The 22,864-nt window shown below is 65.0% G+C and carries 24 protein-coding genes; 14 read left to right on the forward strand and 10 right to left on the reverse strand.

What is annotated here, in order from left to right; translation table 11 throughout:
- Positions 1–132 precede the first annotated feature (132 nt).
- A complete protein-coding gene (locus tag K8I04_08865) occupies positions 133–1,158 on the reverse strand; it encodes a class 1 fructose-bisphosphatase (protein ID MBZ0071817.1) in 1,026 nt (341 codons plus the stop codon).
- A gap of 152 nt (positions 1,159–1,310) precedes the next feature.
- Here K8I04_08865 and K8I04_08870 point away from each other — a divergent pair, with 152 nt between their 5' ends.
- The gene (locus tag K8I04_08870; GenBank protein MBZ0071818.1) at positions 1,311–1,940 is read left to right on the forward strand and encodes a hypothetical protein; all 630 of its coding nucleotides are present in this window, start codon (positions 1,311–1,313) and stop codon (positions 1,938–1,940) included.
- 72 nt (positions 1,941–2,012) lie between these two features.
- Here the strand turns inward: K8I04_08870 and K8I04_08875 are convergent, their stop codons facing one another.
- Positions 2,013–2,474 (reverse strand): sigma D regulator, encoded by a 462-nt coding sequence (locus tag K8I04_08875; GenBank protein MBZ0071819.1) that lies wholly within the window; start codon positions 2,472–2,474, stop codon positions 2,013–2,015.
- A 191-nt stretch (positions 2,475–2,665) separates the two neighbouring features.
- On the opposite strand from K8I04_08875, the gene K8I04_08880 reads away from it, so the two are divergent.
- The 5 genes from K8I04_08880 (at position 2,666) to K8I04_08900 (ending at position 7,521) form a co-directional block, all read left to right on the forward strand.
- Entirely contained in the window at positions 2,666–4,078 is a 1,413-nt protein-coding gene (locus tag K8I04_08880; protein ID MBZ0071820.1) for an HDOD domain-containing protein, read from the forward strand.
- Between the two features lie 282 nt (positions 4,079–4,360).
- The gene (locus tag K8I04_08885) at positions 4,361–4,825 is read left to right on the forward strand and encodes an Rrf2 family transcriptional regulator (protein ID MBZ0071821.1); all 465 of its coding nucleotides are present in this window, start codon (positions 4,361–4,363) and stop codon (positions 4,823–4,825) included.
- Between the two features lie 136 nt (positions 4,826–4,961).
- Positions 4,962–5,768 (forward strand): spermidine synthase, encoded by an 807-nt coding sequence (locus K8I04_08890; GenBank protein ID MBZ0071822.1) that lies wholly within the window; start codon positions 4,962–4,964, stop codon positions 5,766–5,768.
- 108 nt (positions 5,769–5,876) lie between these two features.
- The gene (locus K8I04_08895) at positions 5,877–6,713 is read left to right on the forward strand and encodes a sulfite exporter TauE/SafE family protein (protein MBZ0071823.1); all 837 of its coding nucleotides are present in this window, start codon (positions 5,877–5,879) and stop codon (positions 6,711–6,713) included.
- Entirely contained in the window at positions 6,673–7,521 is an 849-nt protein-coding gene (locus K8I04_08900; GenBank protein ID MBZ0071824.1) for a dihydrofolate reductase family protein, read from the forward strand. Before K8I04_08895 ends, K8I04_08900 begins: the two co-directional genes overlap by 41 nt.
- 32 nt (positions 7,522–7,553) lie before the next feature.
- On the opposite strand, the gene K8I04_08905 is transcribed toward K8I04_08900, so the two are convergent.
- A complete protein-coding gene (locus K8I04_08905) occupies positions 7,554–7,982 on the reverse strand; it encodes a YkgJ family cysteine cluster protein (GenBank protein MBZ0071825.1) in 429 nt (142 codons plus the stop codon).
- A 399-nt stretch (positions 7,983–8,381) separates the two neighbouring features.
- On the opposite strand from K8I04_08905, the gene K8I04_08910 reads away from it, so the two are divergent.
- Together K8I04_08910 and K8I04_08915 are read left to right on the forward strand one after the other, a co-directional pair.
- The gene (locus K8I04_08910) at positions 8,382–8,936 is read left to right on the forward strand and encodes an NUDIX hydrolase (protein MBZ0071826.1); all 555 of its coding nucleotides are present in this window, start codon (positions 8,382–8,384) and stop codon (positions 8,934–8,936) included.
- A gap of 86 nt (positions 8,937–9,022) precedes the next feature.
- The gene (locus tag K8I04_08915) at positions 9,023–9,976 is read left to right on the forward strand and encodes a glycerate dehydrogenase (protein MBZ0071827.1); all 954 of its coding nucleotides are present in this window, start codon (positions 9,023–9,025) and stop codon (positions 9,974–9,976) included.
- 12 nt (positions 9,977–9,988) lie between these two features.
- Here K8I04_08915 and K8I04_08920 read toward each other — a convergent pair whose 3' ends face one another.
- A complete protein-coding gene (locus K8I04_08920) occupies positions 9,989–10,933 on the reverse strand; it encodes an HPP family protein (protein MBZ0071828.1) in 945 nt (314 codons plus the stop codon).
- 282 nt (positions 10,934–11,215) lie between these two features.
- Here K8I04_08920 and K8I04_08925 point away from each other — a divergent pair, with 282 nt between their 5' ends.
- Together K8I04_08925 and typA are read left to right on the forward strand one after the other, a co-directional pair.
- A complete protein-coding gene (locus K8I04_08925; GenBank protein MBZ0071829.1) occupies positions 11,216–11,734 on the forward strand; it encodes a YhcB family protein in 519 nt (172 codons plus the stop codon).
- 423 nt (positions 11,735–12,157) lie between these two features.
- Complete coding sequence (gene typA, locus K8I04_08930) at positions 12,158–13,990, forward strand: translational GTPase TypA (protein ID MBZ0071830.1); 1,833 nt, start codon at positions 12,158–12,160, stop codon at positions 13,988–13,990.
- Positions 13,991–14,032: 42 nt separating this feature from the next.
- Here the strand turns inward: typA and K8I04_08935 are convergent, their stop codons facing one another.
- From K8I04_08935 to K8I04_08945, 3 genes are all read right to left on the reverse strand, one after another.
- Positions 14,033–15,646 (reverse strand): ABC-F family ATPase, encoded by a 1,614-nt coding sequence (locus K8I04_08935; GenBank protein ID MBZ0071831.1) that lies wholly within the window; start codon positions 15,644–15,646, stop codon positions 14,033–14,035.
- A gap of 225 nt (positions 15,647–15,871) precedes the next feature.
- Positions 15,872–16,078: a hypothetical protein gene (locus K8I04_08940; protein MBZ0071832.1), complete on the reverse strand. Its 207-nt coding sequence runs from the start codon at positions 16,076–16,078 to the stop codon at positions 15,872–15,874.
- Complete coding sequence (locus tag K8I04_08945; protein MBZ0071833.1) at positions 16,075–16,683, reverse strand: protein disulfide oxidoreductase; 609 nt, start codon at positions 16,681–16,683, stop codon at positions 16,075–16,077. Before K8I04_08945 ends, K8I04_08940 begins: the two co-directional genes overlap by 4 nt.
- 97 nt (positions 16,684–16,780) lie before the next feature.
- On the opposite strand from K8I04_08945, the gene K8I04_08950 reads away from it, so the two are divergent.
- Entirely contained in the window at positions 16,781–17,314 is a 534-nt protein-coding gene (locus K8I04_08950; protein ID MBZ0071834.1) for a hypothetical protein, read from the forward strand.
- A gap of 6 nt (positions 17,315–17,320) precedes the next feature.
- On the opposite strand, the gene K8I04_08955 is transcribed toward K8I04_08950, so the two are convergent.
- Positions 17,321–18,658 (reverse strand): YihY family inner membrane protein, encoded by a 1,338-nt coding sequence (locus K8I04_08955; GenBank protein MBZ0071835.1) that lies wholly within the window; start codon positions 18,656–18,658, stop codon positions 17,321–17,323.
- A gap of 87 nt (positions 18,659–18,745) precedes the next feature.
- Between K8I04_08955 and K8I04_08960 the strand changes: the two genes are divergently transcribed.
- From K8I04_08960 to K8I04_08970, 3 genes are all read left to right on the forward strand, one after another.
- Positions 18,746–19,483 (forward strand): protein kinase, encoded by a 738-nt coding sequence (locus tag K8I04_08960; protein MBZ0071836.1) that lies wholly within the window; start codon positions 18,746–18,748, stop codon positions 19,481–19,483.
- On the forward strand, positions 19,474–20,304 hold the full coding sequence (locus K8I04_08965) for a serine/threonine-protein phosphatase (GenBank protein ID MBZ0071837.1): 831 nt from the start codon (positions 19,474–19,476) through the stop codon (positions 20,302–20,304). The genes K8I04_08960 and K8I04_08965 overlap by 10 nt, the downstream gene beginning before the upstream one ends.
- A gap of 119 nt (positions 20,305–20,423) precedes the next feature.
- Positions 20,424–20,795 carry a hypothetical protein gene (locus K8I04_08970; GenBank protein ID MBZ0071838.1) on the forward strand — a complete coding sequence of 124 codons (372 nt, stop codon included), beginning with the start codon at positions 20,424–20,426 and terminating at the stop codon, positions 20,793–20,795.
- Between the two features lie 88 nt (positions 20,796–20,883).
- Here the strand turns inward: K8I04_08970 and K8I04_08975 are convergent, their stop codons facing one another.
- Positions 20,884–21,402: a hypothetical protein gene (locus K8I04_08975; protein ID MBZ0071839.1), complete on the reverse strand. Its 519-nt coding sequence runs from the start codon at positions 21,400–21,402 to the stop codon at positions 20,884–20,886.
- Positions 21,403–21,575: 173 nt separating this feature from the next.
- Complete coding sequence (locus K8I04_08980) at positions 21,576–22,754, reverse strand: hypothetical protein (protein MBZ0071840.1); 1,179 nt, start codon at positions 22,752–22,754, stop codon at positions 21,576–21,578.
- Between the last annotated feature and the right edge of the window lie 110 nt (positions 22,755–22,864).

Here is a 22,864-nt window from a genome sequence, read left to right on the forward strand (position 1 = left end):
GGTAACCGGCGCTCCCTGCCGGAGATAAAGAACAAGCGGGATCAACTATCCAGCTTTTCGTCCGCCAGTCCGTGCAGTGGCGCACAAAAAGGGATCGATCCGTACGTGATGGCCACCCCTGCCGCGGTGTCGTCAGGCGGCAGCCGTGTGCTCACGATGATAGGCCACCACATGCTCGACCTCGTTCTTCGAGCCCAGCACCACGGGTACGCGTTGGTGCAGGTCGTTGGGCTGCAGGTCCATGATGCGCTCGGTGCCGGTGCTGCTGGCTCCACCGGCCTGCTCAACGATGAAGCTCATCGGATTGGCCTCATACATCAGGCGCAGCTTGCCGGTCTGACCCTTGGCCTCGAGCTTGCTGTCCAGCGGGTACATGAAGATGCCCCCGCGGGTCAGAATGCGGTGCACCTCGGCGACCATCGACGCGACCCAGCGCATGTTGAAATCCTTCTTGCGCGGACCATCCTTACCGGCGATGCACTCGTCGACATAGCGCTTGATGGGCACGTCCCAGAAGCGCTGGTTGGACATGTTGATGGCGAATTCCCGGGTGTTCGTGGGAATCTTCATGTCGGGATGGGTCAGGATGAATTCGCCGATGGAGCGGTCCAGGGTGAAACCGTTGACGCCGTGACCGGAGGTCAGCACCAGCATGGTGGTCGGCCCGTAGATGGCATAGCCGGCGCAGACCTGGCGGGTACCGGGCTGCAGGAAATCCCCGGCCCTGGGTTCCTGCACGCCTTCGGGGCAGCGCAGGATGGAGAAGATGGTGCCGACCGAGACGTTCACGTCGATGTTCGACGAGCCGTCCAGCGGATCGAACAGGATGAGGTACTTGCCCTTCGGATACAGGGCCGGGATCGGCAGTGGGTCGTCCATCTCCTCGGAGGCCATACCGGCCAGGTGCCCGGTCCACTCCAGCGAGCTGACCATGATGTCGTTGGAGATGACGTCGAGCTTCTTCTGGGTCTCGCCCTGCACGTTCTCGGTGTCGGCGGAGCCGAGGATGCCGATCAGGCCACCGCGGTTCACCGCGCAGGCGATCTTCTTGCAGGCGGTCAGGACGTCGTTGAGCAGCGAGGTGAAGTCACCGGTCGCACCCGGGATGCGGCGCTGCTCTTCAATAATAAACTGGGTTAGGGTGGTACCGTGATCCATCGTCGAATCCTCGATGTCAGCAGATGGGTGAGCGCCTGACGGGACGGGACGCACTCAAATTCAATAGGTTGCAAAGTTTATCAGAACATTCTTATCCAAGGAACGCCGAGCAGGAGAGGGTGTACAACACCATGATTTCCGACTTCTTTACTATGGACATGGTCTGGCTGGGCCTGGTCTGGGCGCTCTACTTCGCCCTCCACTCCCTGCTGGCGGCCGACTCCTGCAAGGCCGCAGTCGCGGCCCGCTGGCCGTTGCTTTGGCAACGCTACCGCCTGTTCTACAACGGGGTCGCGACCCTACTCATCCTGCCGCTCATCGCCGCCACCGAATGGCGGGACGCTGTCCCCTTGTGGTCCTGGCACGGCACCTGGGCCTGGGTATCCAACACCCTGGGTGCCCTGGCGCTGGCGGGTGTCGTCTGGAGCAGCCGGGCCTATGATCTGGGGGAATTCCTGGGGCTGAGTCCGTCACGGCCCTCCCAGGCACTGGGGCTCTCGGCGGTGCACCGGTTCGTGCGCCACCCCTGGTATTTCTTCGGACTGGTGTGGTTGTGGACGCGCGACATGGACAGTGCACGGCTGACGGCGGCCGTGGTAATCACGGCCTACATCGTGATCGGATCGTACCTGGAAGACCGCAAACTCGCGCGCGCCCTCGGCGAGCCGTATCGACGCTATCACCGCCAGGTCCCGGGGCTGATCCCGCGCCCCTGGCGCTACCTCTCCCACAGCGAGTACGACCGCCTGCGGGCCGGCGAGTCGGGAACGAAGACGGTCTAGGAGCCTGTCGGACTTGAGACTGATCTCGCTCCCCCACCTTGCTCGCTACGACCGCTCAAGTCCGACAGGCTCCTAGCGGTCTTGCCGCGCGCCGTCGAGTGCCGCGATTACCCGGTCCTCGAGCTGGATGCGGTCGGCGAGCATCTCCCCCAACTCGGACAGATCACCGGCCAGCGCGGGCAGGCGCGTATCCAGCGGCGTGACATCGTAGCGATCATTGAAATCCAGGATGGCATCGGTGCTCGCCGCGATCTGCGGATAAATGTGCTCGGCGAGGGAGACCACCGCCTGGCGGCGCTCCTTATTCTCGACGATGTAGCGATAGAGTTGGAAATGGGCGCTGGCGGCATAGTCGACCAACGCCTGGCAGAATCGCCGCAGCATCTCTTCCGTCTGCTCGCCCGGCTGATAGGGTCGGTTGTTCGCCAGATCGGAATACAGGGCGAGCGTCTCATTGCGTGAATGGACCAAGGTCGCGACGCGCTCTTTGGAGCGGGCGCGGCGATCGGTTCCGCCTGCGTGATCGAATGCCATCGGCCGTCTCTCCCCACGTGTTTGCTGTTTGTCTGTTATGGCCGCACGCGCCTGCGTGCGTTGGCCCATGCCATAAACTTGTCGTACGTCACATTCCGCATGCAACACTGATGCCAAGGATACGTATCAATTGCATGATGTAAATAGGTTTTTATGGAGGTGGCCCACTTATTGCTGTCATTGATCAAAAAATGACCAACGACACCTGGCTGGAGGGACCTGCCGTGCTACCGACCACCATCCTACAGTTTCTGAACGATCGCGAGGCCCGTTTCGAACAGATCCGGCATCCACCCACCCGGACCCTGGCGCAGACCGCCGGCGTGTGCGGCGTACCGAGCGCACGGATCGCCCGCGCGCTGGTGCTCAGCGATGCCGATGGCCCGTTGCTGGCAGTACTGCCCAGTGATCACCTCCTCGATTTCAGGTCGCTGTGCAGCTGGCTTCACCGCGAACTCGAGCCGCTGCCGGCAGAGCACCTGACCGGTCTCTTCGATGATTGTGAAGCGCTGTGCTGTCCGCCCCTGGGTGGTGCCTATGGCCTCGACACGGTGGTCGACGAGGCCGTATTCGCGGCCGACGTCGTCTACGTGGAACCCGGCAGCCACTCGACCCTCCTGAAATTCTCCACTGCTGAGTTCCAGCGGCTGCTCGCGAACGCCCACCGTGGCCGTTTCTCCCACCCCTTCTCCGCGCTGGCGGGACGGGACTCGAGCCGGATGCTGAATACGACCCTCGAGCAGTTCACGCCCACCAGGATCAAACGCCGCGTCGAGGCGTTCCATGACCTGCCGGCCCTGCCGGGTGCGGCCCTGCGGATCCTCGATATCGCCCGCAATCCGCGCGCCGATGCACAGGACCTTGCCGCAGCGATCGAACAAGACGCCCCTCTGGCGGCGCGTATCCTGCGCTATGCGAATTCACCGCTCTATGGCTACCCTGGAAAGATCAAGGATCTGCGCGGGGCGATCGCGCGCGTGCTGGGATTCGATTTCGTACTCAATCTTGCACTGGGCATCACCATCGGGAAATCGTTGCATATCGCGACCGATGGTCCGCTGGGCCTGGACGCGTTCTGGCGGCATTCGGTCTATGCCGCCTCCCTGGTGGAACGCCTGGCGACGCTGATGCCTGCCGCGATCCGCCCGAACCGCGGCACAGCCTACCTGGCCGGGTTGCTGCACGACATGGGCATCCTGCTGCTCGGCCATGCCTTTCAGACGGAGTTCTTTCTGCTCAACCGCTACCTGGCAGCCAACCCCGACGTCCCGCTGGAGACGGTGGAGAAGTACCTCCTGGGCGTCGGCCACGATCAGATCGGTGCCTGGCTCCTGGCCGCCTGGGGGCTGCCGGAGGAACTGGTCACGGCCGCCCACCGTCATCACGATGAAGCCTACCGCGGCGATCACGCGCTGTATGCGCAACTGGTGCTGATCGCCAACCGCCTGCTGGCCCGCCATGGCATCGGCACCGGTACCACCACGGATCTTCCGGCGGGTACCCTGGAGATGCTGGGCTTGAATGAGCAACAGGTGGCCGCTGCGGCAGAGGCGCTCTGGACCGGCAGTACTGAACTCGACGACCTCGCCCGGATGGTCGCCTGAGCCAAAACCGTGCATCTGATACGGCCGAACAGCCGCTTTGCATGACGGGGATTTATCCCTTACGGGATATACCGATAGGGCAGGCATAATATTTTATATTAGTTAAAACAATAAGTTAAATACTAATTCCCCAAATAACAAGGCATCTATCCCGCACCCAGGCCCTGTAAAAGAACTTGACTGATTTGGTCAACAATAGCTAGAATACCCGACCATGCCAGTCAGGTTTTACGCTCTGATATGGCCCATACACCGGAAGCCATTTACGAAGCGAGGTTAGCCATGAAACTTTCGACCAAAGGACGTTATGCAATCACCGCCATGTTGGAACTCGCCCTGCGCCACAAGCAGGGGCCGGTGACTCTGGCCGACATTTCCGTTGAGCAGTCCATCTCGGTGTCGTACCTCGAGCAGCTGTTCGCCCTGCTGCGCAAGCACGGTCTGGTCACCGGTCTGCGCGGTCCGGGTGGCGGTTACTGCCTGCGCCGCCCCGCCAGCGAAATCAGCATCGCCGACATCCTGCGGGCGGTCGACGAGAGTGTGGAGGCGGCCGCCCAGGCAGAGCCGAGCACCCTGGTGCCCGAGATGCGTGGGCCGAGCCTGGTGCTGTGGGATCAGCTGAGTCACCAGATCTATGCGTATCTGGACAGCATCAGCCTAGCTCAGGCGATCACGCAGAAGGACGTGGTCGGCGTCCCCAGCGACAAGGGCATCGGTGGCTCCGCACAGCGGATCGCCGTCGCCTGACATCCGGGCGGCACCGCCCAACACCGAAAAACGCCGGGGCTCTGCCCCGGTTTTTTTTTTGGTTCTTCGCGAATGTCCGGGGCGTTGCGGCCGGGGCCGCGGGCCGGCGCGCGGCGATCACTGCTAGAATGCCGTTATGCTCACTGACCGCGGCATTCTGATCCATGCGACCCGCGATGCCGACGGCTTGATCGAGGTGATCGATGACGCCGCCGGCACGCGTTCACTGTATTTCGGCACCCGCGCCCGGCAAAGCAGCATGCGGCTCACCGATCCACTGGCCCTGCAGCTCAGCTACACGCGCACCATGCTGGCGGCGCTGCTGTTTCAGCCGCAGCCGCAGCACATCCTGCTCGTCGGGCTGGGCGGCGGCTCCCTGGTGCGCTTCCTGCACGGACACTTTCCCGAGGCGTTCCTCGACTGCATCGAATCCAGACCCGCCGTCGTCGACCTCGCCCGGCGTTTTTTCCAACTGCCGCGACATGACCGCCTCGACATCCAGGTCGGGGATGGCGCCGGTTTCCTGGAGACCTGTCCCCCCGCGCAGTACGACCTTATCCTGATCGACGCCTTCGACGGCGACGGCATCCATCCGAGTGTCTGTCCGCCCGCCTTTTTCAGTGCCTGCCGCCGCGCCCTGGCGCCTGGCGGGGTGGTCTCCACGAATCTGTGGGCGTCCCCGGACGCGGCATTGAAAGCGATCCTGGCGAACATGACAGCGGGTTTCGACCACCAGATTCTGCGCCTGCCGGTGGAAAAGCGGGCCAACATCATCACCCTGGCGCTGGACCGGAGCTACACACGCCGGGAACTGCAGGCACTGCGGCCACGTGCACAGGCACTGGAGCACCACCTCCAGCTCGATCTGCCCAAGCAATTGCGCAGCCTCGTGCACCACAACAGCGGGCTGGTACGGCGCTTCCTGGATCTGCGCACTGCCTGAGCGGGCGCGGTCCGGGTGCGTCCGGTCTGATCGGCCCCGCCGCGGCCATTGTATTTTCCACCACCGCGCCCGTAGACTGCCCGACCTTTGCGCACACGGTGCAGCAGCATGTCTCCCACCGAGCTGACGGTATTCATTCTGATCGCCACCCTGGGCAGCTTCGTCCAGGCACTCAGTGGCTTCGCCCTGGGACTGATCGTGTTGGGCAGCGTGACCCTGCTGCAGCTTGCGCCCATCCCCTTCACGGCGGCGGTCATCAGCATCGTCTCGCTGCTCAACGGTGGCTGGGTGCTGGCACGCCACCCGCGCGACATCCACTGGCCGAGCGTCGTCTGGATCACGGCCGCGCTGGTGCCGGCGGTGGCGCTGGGGCTGGCCGGGCTCGCATACCTCGACGCCAGCACGCCGGTGCGGCTCCGCCAGCTCGCCGGCGCGGTGATCCTCGGCGCCGGCGTGCTGCTGATGCTGCGCCCGCACCCACGTGCGCAAGCGGCCGGCCGCAGCGCCAATGTCATCAGCGGCGCCCTGGGCGGGTTGCTCGGTGGCCTGTTCAGTACGGCCGGGCCACCCATCGTCTTTCATCTCTACCGCCAGCCCTGGACCTCGGTTCGCATCCGCTCGACGCTGCTGACGGTATTCCTGTTGAGCACACTGGCCCGCATCAGCCTGCAGTCCGCCCGCGGCGAACTCCACTTCACGATGGTGGAGACGGCGTTGTACTGCACCCTGCCGGTGCTGCTCGCCGCACAGGGGGGCGCACTGCTCGCGCCGCGTATCGGCCCGCTGCCCATGCGCCGCTTCGCCTTCGCCCTGCTCGCGTTGACCGGCACGGGCCTGCTGCTGCCGACGTCCGCACACGCCGATTCAGTTACACTGCCCGTGACCAACCCCGCGGATATCACCCATGCCTGGCGATCTGCTGCAACTCTATCCCCCGTCGAGTGATCACCCGCAGCTGCAGGGGCTGTACCTCCAGCACCCGCTGCATCGCCTCACGGCGGCGGACGCACCGCTGGTCTACAGCAATTTCATCAGCAGCCTCGACGGGCGCATCGCCCTGCCCAGTCCTGGCCGCACAAGCCACCGGGTCCCGCCGGCCATCGGCAATGCGCGCGACTGGCGGCTCTACCAGGAGCTCGGCGCACAGGCCGACCTGCTGATCACCAGCGCGCGCTACTTCCGGCAGCTCGCACAGGGCGAGGCCCAGGATCTGCTGCCGGTGGGGCCGGCGGATCGGTTCGGCGATCTGCAGGCCTGGCGGCGGGCCAACGGTCTGGGCGCCCAGCCCGACCTCGCCATCTTCAGTGCCAGTCTGGAGATCCCCGCGGAGGCGATCGCGATCTATGCCGAGCGGCGGCTGCACGTCATGACGGGCGCCGGTGCCGACCGGGGGCGCATCGCGGCACTGCAGGCGGCGGGGATCGAGGTCCATCAGGTGGGCGGCGGCGCCACGGCCGACGGGGGGCTGGCCATCGCCGCCTTGCAGGCGGCGGGCTATCGGCGCATCTATGCGATCGCCGGTCCCTCGGTATTTCATGCCCTGGTATGCGCCGGTGTTCTCAACCGTCTGTATATCAGCTTCGCGCACCGCCTGCTCGGCGGTAAGGATTTCGACACCGTCATCTGGGGTCCCGAGCTGGCACCGGCGCCGATACTGCGGCTGCGTTCACTGTTCTACGATGCCCATGCACCCGCAGATGCCGGCCAGCTGCTGGCCTGCTACGACCTGCCCACGCCGACGAGCACCCGCTGAACACCTGGAACGCAGGCGACGTGCGACTCCGGTCACCCTGCACTGCTTTCATAGGCGCGCTGCGCCAGCAAGGCCGCACGCACCTGGGCGAGCGGCACGACGGTACCGCGATCGATGCCTTCGCAGCGGGTGGCCTCGGCACGCCACGCACCACGGCTGCGCAGCACCTCGGGCCAGAACGGATAGGTACGGCACTGGGTCGGACGCGCGGCATAGACGCGGCAGCGTCCGCGGGCGTCGAGGAAGCTGCAGCGCCCGTCGCGGCGCAGGGCGATGGTCAGCTCACCACTGCCCAGGTACCGCAGATAGCGGCGCCGGAACCAGAGGCGGCTCAGCCCCAGCAGTGTGCGTATCGCCTCGGCCTCACCCCGCTTCAGAAAGACATGATAATCCCCACCGCCACTGCAGCAGCGGCCGCACTCCGTGCACTGGAAACGCAACGGTTCGAGCTCGAAAAACATCGATGATCCCTCTGTCCGGTGACGATGAAACCCGCGGCTGGAGCCTTGCTGGCGTCCTGTGTATGTTACCAAAACCTGCATTAACAAAACCTCACGCCGTGTCGGCAGGTGTCGGCCGCATGGACGCGGCCGTCAAGCCTACATGGACGAGGTGAGGCCGCGGAGCGGTCGAGAAGGTGCCCTGGGGCACAAGGTGAGGCCGCGGAGCGGTCGAGAAGGTGCCCTGGGGCACAAGGTGAGGCCGCGGAGCGGTCGAGAAGGTGCCCTGGGGCACAAGGTGAGGCCGCGGAGCGGTCGAGAGGGTGCCCTGGGGCACAAGGTGAGGCCGCGGAGCGGTCGAGAGGGTGCCCTGGGGCATGTATTCACGGTGTCCTGCCGACGCGGCGTGAGGCTTTGTTAATGACTGCCTTAGTGACAGCCTTTCCCTGGAGACCCGTTGTGACTACACGCCGATCCATCTACCGCGGTGCCGTCGTCGATCTCGGCATCGAGTCCGTTACGCTGCCGGATGGCAACGACATCGAACTGGAGGTCGTACGACATCCGGGCGGTGCGGCCGTCTGTGCACTCGACGCACGCGGCGCGGTCTGTCTGCTGCGCCAGTACCGCCACGCGGCGGGCGGCTGGTTGTGGGAACTGCCGGCCGGCAAGCTCGAGTCGGGCGAATCGGCCCTGCGGACGGCGCAGCGCGAACTCGCCGAAGAGGCCGGGCTCGAGGCCGGCGACTGGCAGGCACTCGCCCAGGTATTCACCACGCCCGGCTTCTGCGACGAGGTCATCCATCTGTTTCTCGCCCGGGATCTGCGCACCGTGCCGGTGCGGCACGAGGCGCACGAATGCATCGAGGTCCACTGGCGACCGTTCGATGCGGCACTCGCCATGGCCGATCGTGGCGAGATCCGCGATGCGAAGACGCTGCTGGGTCTGTTCTGCGCGGCGCGCCGATCCCCTTGACCCAGCAGCGCTGGAACGCTCCGCCGTTCTGAGCAACAGGGGCGAACTGCTACACTGTCGCCACCCTCTCAGCCGGGTGTCCCGTCATGCACACTGGTGTAATTCTCGATCTGGATACGCTGCACCCCAGCGACCTTGACCTGTCGGACCTGTACGCGACCCTGCCCGATTGGACCAGCCACGCGCGCACGGCGCCCGCAGAGGCCGCTGCCCACCTGCAAGGTGCACAGGTGGCGGTCACCAACAAAGCGATTATCGATGCGGCGGCACTGGCCCAGGCCGAGTCGCTACGCCTCATCTGCATCGCCGCCACCGGCACCAACAACGTCGATCTCGCGGCCGCCGCGGCACACGGCATCGCGGTCACCAACGTCACGGGCTATGGCACACCCTCGGTGGTCGAACACACCTTCGCACTGATCCTGGCACTCAAACGCCGTCTAGCCGAGCATCGGCAGGCCGCCATGGAACGCTGGCGGCAGCAGGCGGACTTCTGCATGCTCGATTATCCCACCACGGAACTGGCAGGCGGGATCCTGGGCATCGTCGGGTACGGGGAACTGGGCCGGGCGGCGGCGGCGCTCGGCCGCGCCTTCGGCATGGAGGTCGTGATCGCCCAACGTCCCGGTGGCGATGACCGCGCCGGGCGCCTGCCGCTGAGCGAACTGTTGCGCGTGGCGGACGTGGTCAGCCTGCATTGCCCACTCACGCCGGCGACGCGCAACCTCATCGGCAGCGACGAACTGGCGTTGATGAAGCCGGGCGCGCTGTTGATCAACACCGCCCGCGGCGGTCTCGTCGACGAGGCCGCCCTGCTCGCCGCCCTGCGTGCCGGGCGGCCGGGCGGCGCCGGCCTGGATGTGCTGACGGAGGAGCCGCCCCGCCATGGCAATCCGCTGCTGGCGCCCGCTCTGCCGAACCTGATCGTCACCCCGCACATCGCCTGGGCGAGCCGCGAGGCGCGCCAGCGGCTGGTCGATGGCGTCGCTGCCAACATCCGCGCCTTCTGCGCGGGTGAGGTGCGCAACCGTGTCTGCTGACGGCCGTGGCGCTCAGTCCCGCGGCGAGGGTTGCACGCGTTGCCAATTGGTTCCGTGGCGGCACACCTCGTGCTTCGCCCAGCGAGCGAAGTCGATCCGGCTGGAAGTCCCGTTGCGACGCCGGCCGCTGCCGGCAACGACCCGGTAATCGATCAGTGTCTCTGACTCCTCCCCGGCGCTCTCTGCAGTAATCTGCCGCACCGACCATGCGGCGCCATACTTGCCGTTCGAGTAGCAGTGGCTGACGCGCAGCGCCTCGACCGGCACATGCGTGCTCTGGGCGTGATGCTCGGCCAGGCGATAGATGCTGGAGAGATCGTCGCCGGAGACATCGACATAGGTACCCACCTGACGCAGGGCCAGGTCGAGATCCTTGGTCGACAACACCGGCGGCAGCGGTTTCGAAGACTGCACCGGCTGCAGCACGCGATGTAGATGCGCCGGATAGCGCCGCCAGGAGAAGATGAAGTTCACGGCGATGGCCGCCACCAGGATCACCAGGACGTTGAGCCCCACCGGCAGCAACAGATATCCATAGCCCAATGACTGGATCTCCGCGCCACCGATCACCGCCACCAGCGCGCTCGCCCCGCCGGGCGGATGGACGCAGCCGAGAAAATACATCGCTATGATCGCACTGCCGACGGCGATCGCGCTGGCCAGATGGATGTCCGGGATCGCCTGGGCGCAGGCAACGCCGATGGCCGCAGAGATCAGATGCCCCCCGATCAGGTTCCAGGGCTGGGAGAGCTTGCCGTGTGGGGCGGCGAACAACAGCACTGCGGAGGCGCCCATGGAGGCGACCACATACGGCACGCTGCTGTCGGCGAGCACCGCGGCACTGGCCAGGAAGATCGCGAAGACCCCCAGAAAGCCACTGACTCCTGAAATGATTTTTTCGCCATAGCCGGTGGTATCGGGCTCGATGCCGAGGTAGTCGAACCAAGTCTGAAACATAGTGAGCGGGTACGTGAGTCGAGGTGAGCAGGTGTAGGATCTGCGACCGGAATCGCGCCCCGTGCCTCGCGGTTTATGGGTGATCTCGAGTTCGCAGCGGGCGCCGGGACACGGCCGCCCCCGCTGCCGGGCGCGTATCATAACGCACCGACCCCGCCTGTACACCCAGGCACCAACCACGCCCGTCGCGCGGGATCATACCCGGCAGAGCGACCCTGCCCAATCGGCAGCGAGGTCGATATACTAGCCCCGCAACGACGCGACACAGCGGTGGAACTCGGCATGGCCTGGAACTGGGGAATCGGCATCATCACCTTCGCCTTCGGCTTGGGCATCGGCTTTGCGGTCGCCTATGTACTCATCCCACGCGGCCAGCGCCTGCGCGAACTCGAGGAGGAACTGGCGACCGCGCGTACGGCCCTCGAGAACTACCGCGGCGAGGTGAACCGGCATTTCCAGAAGACTGCGGAGCTCTTCGGCGACATGACGGACCGCTACCGGGCTGTCTATCGGCATATGGCGCAGGGTGCGCAGACGCTATGTGAGGACCAGCCGCCGGCCCTGCAGCTGGAGATCGTCGACCACGGCCGGCTTACGGACACCGCAGCCGGCGGCACGTCCCCGCCGGTGCCGCGCCCAGCCGAGGACGACCTCGTCGACCCCGAGAGCGACCCGCACGCGGACACCCCAGCGGTGGATCCGGTCCCGACCGGGCCCACCGACCAGGACGACACGTATCTGGGCGAAGCACCGCAGGTACCGACACTGGACGATCGCGGGCAGGACACGCGTCAGCGGTAAGTCACGAGCTGCCCGGCGTTACCGGTCGGAACCCGTTCGGGAAGCAGGGCAATAGACCACCGCCGCACTTCCAGCGCCTTGGTCGCCGACACACCGTCACGGTCAGCTGGCGGTGCTCGCGCCGTCCGGGCTGGGTACCGGACCGCATGCGCCCCCCCAGCGGCCACCCCACAGTGCGCAGGACCGCTCTGAATTCATGCATTTTTTCTGCGCCCCTGCGCCTCTGTGTTGCGTCAGCCTGGCAACCCAGGATTTCCCTAATTTAGTTATTTATCATATAATTACTTGGATGGTGGGACACCACCTCGGAACCCCTCTGATACACCCTGGATACCGTCCTCCGGGTGGGCGCCGCAGAAATCCCGTCGCGCGGAACGCCGCTACTGTATAATCCGCCCTCTTTTTCGCTCAGGTAGTGCCGCCGTGATTGAACACCTCCGCAACATCGCCATCATCGCCCACGTCGACCACGGCAAGACCACCCTGGTCGATCAGCTGCTCAAACAGTCGGACACCCTCGACGCGCGCACCCAGCTCGAGGAACGCGCCATGGACTCCGGCGCGCTGGAGAAGGAACGCGGCATCACCATCCTGGCCAAGAACACCGGCGTGCGCTGGCACCATGGCGGCAAGGATTACCGCATCAACATCGTCGACACCCCCGGCCACGCCGACTTCGGCGGTGAGGTGGAGCGCGTGCTGTCGATGGTCGACTCCGTCCTGTTGCTGGTCGACGCCGTCGACGGCCCCATGCCGCAGACCCGTTTCGTGACACAGAAGGCCCTGGCGCGCGGCCTCAAGCCCATCGTCGTCATCAACAAGGTCGATCGCGACGGTGCCCGCGCCCACTGGGTACTGGATCAGACCTTCGACCTGTTCGACCGTCTCGGCGCCACCGAGGAGCAACTGGATTTTCCAGTCGTCTACGCCTCCGGCCTGAACGGGTACGCCGGGCCGACCGCGGACGTGCGCGGCGGTGACATGACCTATCTGTTCGAGACCATCGTCGACAAGGTGCATCCGCCGCAGGTCGACATCGAGGGCCCGTTCCAGATGCAGATCTCGCAGCTCGACTACAACAGCTACGTGGGACTGATCGGCATCGGCCGGATTGTGCGCGGGCGCGTAAAGACCAACACCCAGGTCGCCATCGTCGGTCGTGACGGCGCACGCCGGAACGGGCGCATCATGCAGATCTTCGACTTCCTCGGCCTGCAGCGGATCGAGGTGGCGGAGGCGAACGCCGGTGACATCATCGCCTTCAACGGCATCAGCGAACTCCATATCTCCGATACCCTGTGCGATCCCAATGCCGTCGAGGCGCTCGCGCCGCTGTCGGTGGACGAACCTACCGTGAGTATGACCTTTCAGGTCAACACCTCGCCGTTCGCCGGTAAGGACGGCAAGTACGTCACCTCCCGCCAGATCAAGGAACGCCTGGAGCGTGAATTGCTGCACAACGTCGCGCTGCGCGTCGCCGAGACCGACGACCCCGACAGATTCCGCGTCTCCGGCCGCGGCGAACTGCACCTGTCGATCCTGATCGAGAATATGCGTCGCGAGGGTTATGAGCTGGGTGTGTCGCGCCCGGAGGTCATCTTCCGCGAGCAGGACGGCGAGCGGCAGGAACCCTACGAGCAGCTCACCGTCGATGTCGAAGAGCAGCATCAGGGCACCGTGATGGAGCGGCTGGGCCAGCGTGGCGGCGAAATCAAGGACATGCTGCCCGACGGCAAGGGCCGTGTGCGCCTCGACTACAGCATCCCCTCACGCGGCCTGATCGGTTTCCGTACCGAGTTTCTCACCGCCACCCAGGGTACCGGTCTGCTCTACAGCGTATTCGATCACTATGGCTCGGTGAAGAAGGGTGAATACGGGACCCGCAACAACGGCGTGCTGATCGCCAACGGCCCCGGCAAGGCACTGGCCTACGCCCTGTTCAACCTGCAGGAGCGCGGCCGTCTGTTCATCGGTCATGGTGAAGAGGTGTATGAGGGTATGGTCATCGGCATCCATGCGCGTGACAACGACCTGGTGGTCAACCCGCTCAAGGCCAAGCAGCTCACCAACATCCGTGCCGCCGGCAGCGATGAGAACATCATCCTCACGCCGCCGATCCGCATGTCGCTGGAACAGGCGCTGGAGTTCATCGACGACGATGAACTGGTGGAGGTGACGCCCAACCACATCCGGCTGCGCAAGAAATTCCTGCACGAGCACGACCGCAAGCGCGCCATGCGCGCGGCCGGGGGCTGAGCCGGGCGACAAACCACGCCAGGCCGGCGGTGCTCTTGGCTCCTAGGTCCCGGTCCGGCCCATCAGCTCGACGCCCTGGCTGTGCAGATAATCGTCGTAGCTGCCACTGAAATCGACGACGCCGGTCGGCGTCAGTTCGATGATGCGCGTCGCCAGGGACGAGACGAACTCGCGGTCGTGGCTGACGAAGATCAGTGTGCCGGGATAGTTTTCCAGGGCGCTGTTGAGCGACTCGATGGATTCCATGTCGAGGTGGTTGGTCGGTTCGTCCATCACCAGGATGTTCGGGCGCGCGAGCATCAGCTTGCCGAACAGCATGCGGCCCTGCTCGCCGCCGGACAGGACCTTCACGGACTTGCCGGTCTCGTCCGACGAGAACAGCAGGCGGCCCAGGGTGCCGCGGATCACCTGTTCGTCGTCCCCGGGTCTCTGCCACTGACTCATCCAGTCGAACAGCGTCATGTCGGTCGCGAAGTCGGCGGCATGGTCCTGGGCGAAATAGCCGATGTCGACATTCTCCGACCATTTCACGGTCCCGTCGTCGGGCGGCAGCTCGCCGACCAGTGTGCGCAGCAGCGTGCTCTTGCCGATGCCATTCGGACCGATCACCGCGACGCGCTCGCCGACCTCGACCATCAGATCGAGGTTGCGGAACAACGGCGTCCCACCATAACCCTTGCTCACTCCGTCGAGCTCCAGCGCCAGACGATAGAGTTTCTTGGCCTGGTCGAAGCGGATGAAGGGATTCACGCGGCTCGACGGTTTGATTTCGTCGAGCTTGATCTTCTCGATCTGCCGGGCGCGTGAGGTCGCCTGCTTCGCCTTGGAGGCGTTGGCGGAGAAGCGGCTGACGAAGGCCTGCAGGTCGGCGATCTGCGCCTTCTTCTTGGCATTGTCGGCGTACAGGCGCTCGCGTGCCTGGGTCGAGGCGCTCATGTACTCGTCGTAATTGCCCGGATAGATGCGCAGTTCTCCGTAGTCCAGATCGGCCATGTGCGTACACACGCTGTTCAGAAAGTGACGATCATGGGAGATGATCACCATGGTGCTGTTGCGGGCGTTGAGCACGCCCTCCAGCCAGCGGATGGTGTTGATGTCCAGGTTGTTGGTCGGCTCGTCGAGCAGCAGGATGTCGGGGTCGGCGAACAGCGCCTGCGCCAGCAGCACGCGCAGCTTCCAGCCGGGTGCCACCGCACTCATCGGTCCGGTGTGCTGCTCCAGCGGGATATCCAGGCCGAACAGCAGCTCGCCGGCGCGCGCCTCGGCGGTATAGCCGTCCAGCTCGGCGAAGCGCACCTCGAGATCGGCGACGCGCATGCCGTCCTCTTCGGTCATCTCGGGCAGCGCGTAGATGCGTTCGCGTTCCTGCTTCACCTCCCAGAGCTCGGTGTGCCCCATGATGACGGTGTCGAGGACCGTGAAATGCTCGAAGGCGAACTGATCCTGGCGCAGCTTGCCGACCCGCTCGTCGGCATCGACGCTGACGTTGCCCGAGGTCGGCTGCAGGTCGCCGCCGAGGATCTTCATCAAGGTCGACTTGCCGCAGCCGTTGGCGCCGATGAGGCCGTAGCGGTTGCCATTGCCGAATTTGACCGAGATGTTCTCGAACAGGGGCTTGGGCCCGAACTGCATGGTGAGATTGGCGGTGATGATCAATGTACTGTTTCCAAAGTCATGAATGTTGAACGTGCACGACGGCAGACCGCGGCCTGTTGCCGAGTGAGGTCCCTGAAAAGCCGGATACGGCATGCGTACTGCAGGAGGGGGACGGGTCGTGCGAGGGCGGTATTGTCTCACATCGGGGCGCAGCGCGCGCGGGCCCTGGTGGCGGGCGGCCCTGCTGCTACCCTGCCCGTACTCAGGGACTTTTGCAGAGGTCCCTCAGGTGTCGCCCGGTGGTTCGTCGTAGACGCCCATGATGGCCTCGAGTTCGCGCTGCAGCAGCCGCCGCTGCGCTGCATCCAGACCCTCGAACTGCGGCAGCGGCTGCCCTTCCCGCAGGGCCCGGATATAGCCGCGGACGGAACCGCAGCCCTGCTCGCAGAACTCTTCGACACAGCGGTCGACGCTGGCATCGCCGGTCGTCATGGCGCGGCCGCTCTGACGACCCGTGCGCCGCGAATAGCCGCTCGGCCGGCCCACCACAGCCGCAGCCTCAGCCCGGGACCGGTGGTGTAACCGGCGGCAGTGGAACGGATCATCCCGGCGCCATCGATGACGAAGAACGCGGGCACACCGCGCACGCCGTAGCGCTGCGCAAGCTCGCCGTCGGTGTCGCGCAGCACGGCAAAATCCAGCTCATGCTCTTCCATATAGGCGCGCAGCGCGGCCGGTGCGGTATCCTCCAGTGCCACGCTCAATACCGGGTAGTCCGCCGCGATGGACCGGATGGTGCCCTGCTCGGCCCGGCACACCGGGCACCAGGTCGCCCAGAAGTAGACCAGCACCGGTCGGCCGTGGAAATCCGCGAGTGCGCGTGGCGTGCCATCGAGGTCCACGCCCTGGAGCAGCGGGGCGCGGCCGACGACCGCATCCCGCGTCTGATAGAGATGCACCGCGACCAGCACGGCCGCCAGCAGCAGCGCATCGCGCAGCCAGCGCCAGTAACGCGACTGCCTGGCCTGGGTATCAGCCTGCGTATGCACGGTCGTAACACCACCCAGTGTGCGTTCGTTCACAGAATCCGGCGGCATCTACCTGCCGGAATGGCGATATGTTGACGCTGTTCCGGTCACAGCGATGGCGTTATCTTACCCTGTAACCACCTCCCACCCCCAGCCGAGCCGATCAATGACGACACGCACCGCTGCCGCCACCCGCCTTCCGCTCGCTGCGATCATCGGCCTGTGCGCCGGCTGCGCCGGCATCGGCACGGGCGATCACCACGCCGAGCTGCCTCATCTGAGCCCCGGTCACGATCTGGTCCTCGCCTGGGTGCCGCGCGAGCGTGCCCAGACCGGGGCCGTCGCCGAGGCGGCCGCGCATATCGCGCTGGCCAAGGCCAAGCGCGCCGCCGAGGCAGAGTTGTGCGGCGGCACCTGGTTGTTTTCGGGCACGCTCGAGCAGGACAGTCGGGCCGTGCTCGCCGTGGCCCCCGAGTCGCTCGGTGGTTTCACCGGCTGGCAGGTACGCATCCGCTGGGCACCGCACGTCGCCGAGTGCGGCGTCAGTCCGCAGCGCTATGCGCTCGCCGTGAGCGAGCACCTGCCCGAGTGGATGATGACTCAGTCCAGCCAACCGCTGGCGCTGTTCCACCGCGGCACGGCGCTCTATCATCAGGACGCGCCGCCGTATTCCGCCATTGCGCTGCATGGCGCTGACTGACGCCCGTCAGTCCGCTGCACCTTCCGCCAGCAGGTCCCCCAAGGTCAACGCGCCGAAGCTGTCGGTGCGGGCATGATCGGCGCGTTCAATGACGGCATCCACGGCCGGCAGCGGCATCAACCGGTCCTTGCTGAGAAAACGACTCTCGTCCGCGGCCCGCACGTCCTCGATGAGATCGGCGACGCGAATGGTGGCGATGTCGCGCGCCGGCATATAGGTCACGGGTTCGCTGTTGAGCTCGACCAGATAGCCCTGCTCCATCAGGTTGTCGATCAGGCGCTGCAGTGGCGCGATGGGCATACCCAGATGCCGGGCCAGCACCTCGGCGCCCCAGGCTGGCCGGTCACGGCGGTGGTGGTCGGCGATCAGATACATCAGTGTCAGACTCAGTCGTTCCTTCAGCCGATTGCTCAGCGTCAGCCGCACGCGCGTCTGTACCAAGTACTGCGGGTGCTGTACGTAGAAGGCGATCTGCGCACCGAGCAGCAGCACCAGCCAGTTGATGTACAACCAGATCAGCAGCAGCACCAGGATGGCGAAGCTGGAATAGATGGCGGCGTACCGGGTCGACGAGGCGATGAAGACGGCGAACGCCCAGCCGGTACTCTGCCACAGTATGCCGGCGACCAGCCCCCCCACCAGCGCCGCACCCAGCCTGACCCGGGTGTTGGGGATGAACACATAGATGAACGTGAAGGCGGCGACCACCAGCAGGTAGGGTGCCAGCCGCGAGGACTCCAGGATCAGCGTGCCCAGCGGCTCGATCTCCAGCAGCCGCAGCACGAGCGTGTTGTTCATCACCGTGGCCGTGATGCCGATGGCGGTGAAGATCAGCACCGGCCCGACCAGAATGACGCTGAGATAGTTGCTGAAGCGCTGCCCGATGCTGCGCAGGCGCTCGATGCGCCAGACATAGTTGAATGACGCCTCGATCTTCTGCAGCAGCGACAGCACGGTGTAGATCAGCAGTGCCAGACCGACGCTGCCGAGCACCCCGACCTTCATATTGGCGACGAACTCGATGACATGGCCGGCGACCTCCGTACCCTTCGGCCCCAGCGGCTCCATGAAGCGGTACAGCAGTGGCTCCAGCTGGTTGTAGACGCCAAAACCCTTGAGTACGGAAAAGCTGAATGCCAGCAGGGGCACCACCGACAGCAGGGTGGTGTACACCATGCTCATGGCGCGCAGGTTGAGATCGCCGGCAGCGACGTCACGCGCCAGCACGTAGAGCATGCGCAACGCCCGCACCACCAGGCGGCGGGGCCATGGCAGGCTGCGTAACTCGCCATCCCAGACGAATCCCATGATGGCGTCGCGTGTCGTTGCCAAGAAGTTGGTCATGCCCCGGATTCTCTCATCGCTTGCCTTTGCCTGCCGGCATCACTATAAAGCAATCAGTCAGAAAACAACCATTCCGCGCCCCGCCGCATGCCGCCATCCACCCGCTCACCGCAGATCGACCGCTTCGACTTCCAGCCGGGCCGTATCCTGGCGCGCAAGTACGAGGTCATCTCGCACCTGGGGCGCGGCTGGGAGGGCGAGGTCTACCTGGTCCGCGAGCGCGCCACCGGCATCGACCGCGCGGCCAAGTTCTTTTTCCCGCACCGCAATCCGCGCGACCGCACCGCGACCTTCTACGCCTGCAAGCTGCACAAACTGCGCCACTGCCCGATCGTCATCCAGTACCACACCCAGGAGACCATTCTCTACCGGGGCACACCGATCAGTTTTCTGGTCTCGGATTTCGTCGAGGGCGACCTGCTCAGTGAATTTTTACACAAGCAGCCCGGCAAGCGCCTGAGCCCCTTCCAGGCTCTGCATCTGCTGCACGCCCTGGCGTCGGGCATCGAATGCATTCACCAGTTGCACGAATACCACGGCGACCTGCATGCCGAGAACATCATCATCCGCCGCCACGGCATCGGCTTCGACCTGAAGCTCCTGGACCTGTTCCACTGGGGCAAGCCGAAGAAGGAGAACATCCATGACGACGTCGTGGATCTGGTCCGTATCGTCTACGACGCCATCGGCGGCAAGCGGCACTATGCCCGCCAGCCGCCGCAGATCAAGGCCATCTGCTGTGGGCTGAAGCGTGGCCTGATCCTCAAGAAGTTCCGCAGCGCAAGTCAGCTGAAGGAGTATCTGGAAAACATCACATGGGATTGAAGCCGCCCACCACGCTACAGGACCGTGCGCTGATCATCGCCACCACCGACATGCCGGAGCCCGCCGTCCTGCGCTTCGCCGGCGGCGAGATCTGCTACTTCACCGCGCGCGCCCCCGACAAGGAGACCCCCAACGAGGATGCCCTCGGCCTGATCCCGTGGGGCGACAACGCCGGCGTGCTGGTGGTCTGTGACGGACTGGGCGGACAGCCCGCCGGTGCCGACGCGTCCAGCATCGCAGTGCACTGTCTCGCCGACAGCATCGCCAGCGCACTGCCCGGCAACGGTGGCCTGCGCGAGGCGATCCTGGACGGTATCGAGAAGGCCAATCACAGCATCACGGGCCTCGCTGTCGGCGCCGCGACGACGCTCGCGCTGCTGGAGATCCAGGGCGCCCTGGTCCGGCCTTACCACGTCGGCGACTCGATGATCCTGGTCAGCGGCCAGCGCGGTCGCATCAAGCTGCAGACGGTATCGCACTCCCCCGTCGGCTACGCCGTGGAGGCCGGATTTCTGGACGCACAGGAGGCCATGCACCACGAGGAGCGCCATCTGATCTCCAACATGATCGGGACGCCCGACATGCGCATCGAGATCGGGACAGCGGTCGCACTCGCCCCGCACGACACCGCACTGCTCGCCAGCGACGGTCTGTTCGACAACCTGCACCTGGAGGAGATCGTCGAACGTATGCGCTGCGGACCTATGAATAGAGGGGCGAACGCACTGCGGCTGGATTCGCTCGCACGCATGACCGACACCGCGTCGGACATGCCGAGCAAACCGGATGACTTCAGCTTCATCCTCTACCGCCCCACCTGAGTTACCCTCGAAAGGTCGAGCGAGACATTATTTTGCAGCCGTATCTTCCGTTTTTCTTTAAAGTTTCTATAATCGGTTGCCGTTAGTCTGCGCGAACCATTAACGAGGAGGGTTACCTCATGGCAGTAAAGAAGAAGACTGGGAAGAAGAAGACCGCGTCCAAGAAGAAGGTTGCGACCAAGAAAAAGGTCGCCGCCAAGCGTAAGGTCGTCGGTAAGAAGGTCGCCAAGAAGCGCGTCGCGAAGAAGAAGGCAGCCAAGAAGAAGGTCGCCAAAAAGAAGGTAGCAAAGAAGAAGGTTACCAAGAAGCGCGTCGCCAAGAAGGGCGGAAAGAAGAAGGTAGCCAAGAAAAAGGCTGCCAAGAAGCGTGTCACCAAGAAGGGTGGCAAGAAAAAGGTAGCCAAAAAGAAGGTCGCTAAAAAGACCGCGAAGAAGAAGACTGCGAAGAAAAAGACTGCAAAGAAAAAGACCGCAAAGAAAAAGGCTGCCTGAGAAGTAGACCACTCAAGCCAATAATGAGTGGCTTCCGATAGCCTGCAAGCCCCCTGTTGATCTCCACGGCCCGCTCTGCGGGCCTTTTTTATTCAACTGCGTTTATTTCTGCCGTGGTAGTCAGCGACAGCCAGTCGCCGAGCACCTCGACGAGCCCTGCCGGCGTGATGTGCGCGCGATTGTCGTGGCCGCCACCCATCGTCCAGAGCTCGCAATAGAGCGCATACAGCGGGCGCGCATCCTGGGTGACGAAAAAACTGTTCTCGTAGGTCATGACACCGTAGCCCCACTCACCGATGGTGCGACGTCGTTGCGTATGTGTGATGGATTGCGGACCGGGCTCGATGGTCACCGCCGTATCGAGCGCGTGATCGATCGCGAGCGCGCAATGATGCTCCCACACGGTCAGCTGACGCTCAGTGACCGGTCCACCGTGCTGAAAGTAGACGCGGGTCGTGCCGGCGGGGAAGTCGATCGGGCGCTGCACCAGCAACACGCTGTCCGGTGCCGCGAAGGGTACTGGCCGTGGCTGCCAGAAGCCGGCGCAGCCGGTTGCGGACAGGACCGCCAGCCCCACGAGCAGGCCCTTGAGGCCGCCAGTCTTCATCCTGAAGAACTCATTTCAGCCCCGGAAGCATACGGAGGACACTGAAATGAAACCTCGTCGTGAAGCCCCGGGGCAGCACCTGGCGGGCGCGGGGCGCTGTTGTGCGCAACGTGTGCCCTGCTTGGCGTCTGTCCGTGTGTTTCCGTGGCCAATGCGGTTTTTGGGTGCATGTGTCATTCCTCATCGCGAGTAAGATGGCGCGCATAGGCGCGCCGGTTCCGCTGCAGCCGGGCGCGTACCACACCCCAGGGGTCGTCCCAGCGTAACGGCCGGTCGACCAGCGCGCGGCACAGCGTCAGCAGACCCTGCACATCATCCAGATGGACGAACTCGGGGGCCGGTCCGCCCGGTCGCGGGCAGTCCGCTCCCCCCTCCAGGCCTTGATTATGGTAGTTGCCGAGCGGCACCGTCAGGCCGATGGTCGGGATGCCGAAGGCCGTCGCGGCGGTCGCCTCACAGGCACCACCATCCATGATGCGCCGCTGATGCCGCCCCGGCAGCACCTTTCCGGCCAGCTCTGACAATACCTGCATGCCATCGGCGTCGAACACCGTACGGCGGTCGCCGAGCCGCACCACCGGCCCCTTACCGATCTCGGCACCCGGCAGGGTGCGCGATGCCTCCAGGCTGACAGCGACCAGCGGTCGCCGGCGGCGCAGCCAGTCGAGCTCGAAGTGCGCGACCGCCCCGACGAAGCCGACCTCCTCGGCGCGCGTCAGCAGGCCGATGAAGGGTGGCCGCTCGGTCGCGCGGCGCCGGAACAGCGCACGTGCCGTCTGCAGGATGGCGAACACCCCGACGAGGTCGTCGGCAGCCTGAGTGTAGATGCGCGACCCGCTGCGCCAGACGGGTGCGCGGAAGGCGAAGCCGCCGAACAGACGCCGCGCCTGCGGTACGGCCGCCCGCAAATGCGCGGCGGGCAACCGCACCTCCGCACGCCCGATGGCATAGCCCTTGGGATGCAGTTCGATGTTACGCAGTTCACCCGTAGCGACATACCCGGCCCCCGCCGACAGCCACACCCGGGCACCAGCGAGATGCTTCACGGGTGAACCGCCGTGCCAGGCGATCGTGAGCCGTTGTGCGTCCCGCCAGCGCACGCCGTGGAAGCCCGGGTGATCCATATGCGCGATGAACAGACGTACCGGCACCTCACTGCGCAGCGCCAACAGTTGTCGGTAGGCGGCCGGGCTCGCGACCCCGACCAGCAGATTGCCATGCGGATCGCGGCAGTGCGGCACGCCCCAGGTATCCAGCGCAGCCTCCGCGAAGGCGCGTACCTGCTGTTCGCGGAAGGGTGCGGTGGGGATGGCCAACAGCGCCCGCAGGAATTGCCACTGAGCTTGGTTCACGTTCGGTCTCTCCGCCAGGTCGTCCGCCACATGCGGCGGCGCGTATCCCCAGGCACCCTATTATAGGGAGAGGGCAGCCCATCCGTCTGCGACCCAGCCGGGTACACGCC

This window comes from Gammaproteobacteria bacterium, from assembly GCA_019911805.1.
Lineage (GTDB): Bacteria > Pseudomonadota > Gammaproteobacteria > Thiohalobacterales > Thiohalobacteraceae > JAHJQQ01.